Raw genomic sequence first — 2,552 nt, 5'->3', positions numbered from 1 at the left:
GATCGCGCGGGAGATGCACGACGTGGTCGCCCACCGGGTGTCGCTGATGGTGGTGCACGCGGCCGCGCTGGAGGCGGGGGGCGGTGGGCGGTGAACACCGGCAACGGCTTCTACGGAGGGCTGCAGTTCTGGCAGCCGACGTGGGAGGAGTACGGCGGGCTGGCGTTCGCGAAACGGGCCGACCTGGCCGCCCGCGTGCAGCAGATCCGGGTCGCGGAGGAGGTCCTCGGCTCGCAGGGCTGGAACGCGTGGCCGGTGTGCTCCAAGCGGTACGGGCTGGCCGGGCGGATGCACGCGGTGCGGGACGGCGACACGCTGGTGTCGATCGCCCGCAAGCAGCGTGTCCGGGGCGGGTGGCGAGCGCTGTACGAGGCGAACCGGGAGCGGATCGGGCCGAAGCCGGAGGCCCTCGTGGTGGGCATGCTGCTGGTCATCCCCGCCGCGGAGCCCGCCACCCCGCCGCCGGCTCCGGCCGGACCGGTGCCCGCGCCGGTGCCCGCGCCGGTCACCACGCCGGTCGTGGGACCGATGGCCCCGTCGCCGTCGCCGTCGCCGTCGCCGTCGCCGTCGCCGTCGCCGTCGCCGTCGCCGTTGCCGTCGCCGTCACGGTCCCCGCGCCCCTGACCGGGGCGGCCGGTTCGTCCGCGCGTTGCGTGATGCCGTGAGGGCGCCGACCCTGGAGAGAACGAGCCGAACGGCTCGCTCGGACTCCGGTGGTGAGCCAGATGTTCCAGAGCAGACACCCACGCGCACACCGACACGCACCCGCACGTGCCGCGGCCTACACGGCGGCCGCGGTCCTGCTGGCCGTACCGGCGGTGGTGGGGTGGTCCTCGCCCGCCGGGGCGGCGGGGTCCCCGGGCCCACCGTCCGCCACGGTCCTGTTCCTGCCCACCGCGGACGGGCCCGCGGATCCCGAGGCGGCCAAGGAACAGATCGAGAAGAACTGGACCGCCTTCTTCGACCCGAAGACCCCGACCGACGAGAAGGCCGAGCTGCTGCAGCACGGCGAGCTGCTCAAGGTGCTGCTGGACGGATTCTCGGCCGGCGCCGAGGCGGCCAAGACCTCCGTCGAGGTCACCGACGTCACCTTCACCTCGCCCACCGAGGCCGAGGTGACCTACGACCTCAAGGTAGGCGGCGACACGGTACTGCCCGGCAGCAAGGGGACCGTGGAGTTCGAGGACGGGGTCTGGAAGGTCTCCGTGAAGACCCTCTGCGCGCTCGTCGAGCTCAGCGGCGCCGAGACGCCACCGCTGGTCTGCTGAGGCCCGCCCGGCCGGCCGCCCGCCCGCTCGGGGCGCGGCCCGGTCACGGCGCGCCGGCAGACTCTGGGGATGCTCGATACCTCCGCACGACTGCTGCGCCTGCTGTCCTTGCTGCAGGCCCACCGCGAATGGACCGGTGCCGGCCTCGCCGACCGCCTCGGGGTCACCGCGCGGACGGTCCGGCGCGACGTCGACCGGCTGCGGGAACTCGGGTATCCGGTGAACGCCAGCCCCGGGACCGGCGGCGGCTACCAGCTGGGCGCGGGGGCCGAGCTGCCGCCGCTGCTGCTGGACGACGACGAGGCCGTGGCCGTCGCCGTGGGTCTGCGCACCGCCGCCGGGAACGGGGTCGAGGGCATCGGGGAGGCCTCCGTACGAGCCCTCGCGAAGCTGGAGCAGGTACTGCCGTCGCGGCTGCGCCGTCGGGTGTCCGCGCTCAACGAGTTCACCGTACCGATGCTGCGCGGCGCCCAGCGGTCCACCGTGGACCCCTCGGTGCTGACCGAGCTGGCCTCGGTCTGCCGGGACGGCGAACGGTTGCGCTTCGGGTACCGCGACCACGAGGGCAACGTCAGCCGCCGCACCGTCGAACCGCACCGGCTGGTGTGCACCGAGCGGCGCTGGTACCTCGTCGCCTGGGACCTGGACCGGGAGGCGTGGCGGACCTTCCGCGCGGACCGGATCGAGCCCCGACCTCCGCACGGACCGCGGTTCACCCCGCGCCCGCCGCCCGCCGAGGACCTCGCCGCGTACGTCTCCGAGGGCGTCTCGCAGCGGGTGTACGCGGCCCGCGCGGTGGTGCGGCTGAAGGTTTCCGCGCAGGACGCGGCACAGATCATCGGGCCGAGCGACGGGGTCCTGGAACCGGTCGACGAGCGGAGCTGCCTGCTGCGCACCGGGGCGGTGAACCTGGACGTTCTGGTGATTCACGTCATGCTGCTCGGTTGTGAGTTCGAAGTGGTCGAGCCGCCCGAGCTGACGGATCGGATCAGAGCCGCGCGGGATCTCCTGGGGCGGGCCGTGGGGGCCGGAGAAGTGAAGGAAATGTAGCGGAGCTGAGGGGGATTCAACTGGTCTGGGCCAAGGGGGTCGTGGCAATCCCGGACAGGAATTCGGCCGTGTTCGGCGCAAATTCCAAACGGTCTGAACCCCGGGCGTGTCGCGGACCGGTAAACAATTTGCGGCTGTTGATATTCTGTGACACAAGCGTGACCCGGGACGGACGAACGTCCGGGCGTGGCGCTGACGAACGGCGAAGGCGGGCCAGGTCCTCGGACCTGGCCC

The 2,552-nt window shown here is 73.0% G+C and carries 3 protein-coding genes and 1 pseudogene; all 4 read left to right on the top strand.

What is annotated here, in order from left to right:
- Positions 1-146, top strand: a pseudogene (locus tag AB8A24_RS43165) (histidine kinase); the annotation flags it as partial.
- Positions 91-624: a transglycosylase family protein gene (locus AB8A24_RS43160; protein WP_369479234.1), complete on the top strand. Its 534-nt coding sequence runs from the start codon at positions 91-93 to the stop codon at positions 622-624. The pseudogene AB8A24_RS43165 and the gene AB8A24_RS43160, both read left to right, overlap by 56 nt.
- A 101-nt stretch (positions 625-725) precedes the next feature.
- On the top strand, positions 726-1,268 hold the full coding sequence (locus AB8A24_RS43155) for a hypothetical protein (RefSeq protein ID WP_369479233.1): 543 nt from the start codon (positions 726-728) through the stop codon (positions 1,266-1,268).
- Positions 1,269-1,337: 69 nt separating this feature from the next.
- Positions 1,338-2,318 (top strand): YafY family protein, encoded by a 981-nt coding sequence (locus AB8A24_RS43150; protein ID WP_328963902.1) that lies wholly within the window; start codon positions 1,338-1,340, stop codon positions 2,316-2,318.
- Positions 2,319-2,552 lie beyond the last annotated feature (234 nt).

Origin of the sequence: Streptomyces sp. BF23-19, from assembly GCF_041106355.1 — a bacterium.
GTDB classification, from domain to species: domain Bacteria; phylum Actinomycetota; class Actinomycetes; order Streptomycetales; family Streptomycetaceae; genus Streptomyces; species Streptomyces virginiae_A.
This window is presented reverse-complemented; position numbering and strand designations above follow the sequence as displayed.

Excerpts from the sequence above, each read along its gene's own strand:
- AB8A24_RS43155 (WP_369479233.1), top strand. The coding sequence starts at position 726 with ATGTTCCAGAGCAGACACCCACGCGCACACCGACACGCACCCGCACGT.
- AB8A24_RS43150 (WP_328963902.1), top strand. The coding sequence starts at position 1,338 with ATGCTCGATACCTCCGCACGACTGCTGCGCCTGCTGTCCTTGCTGCAG.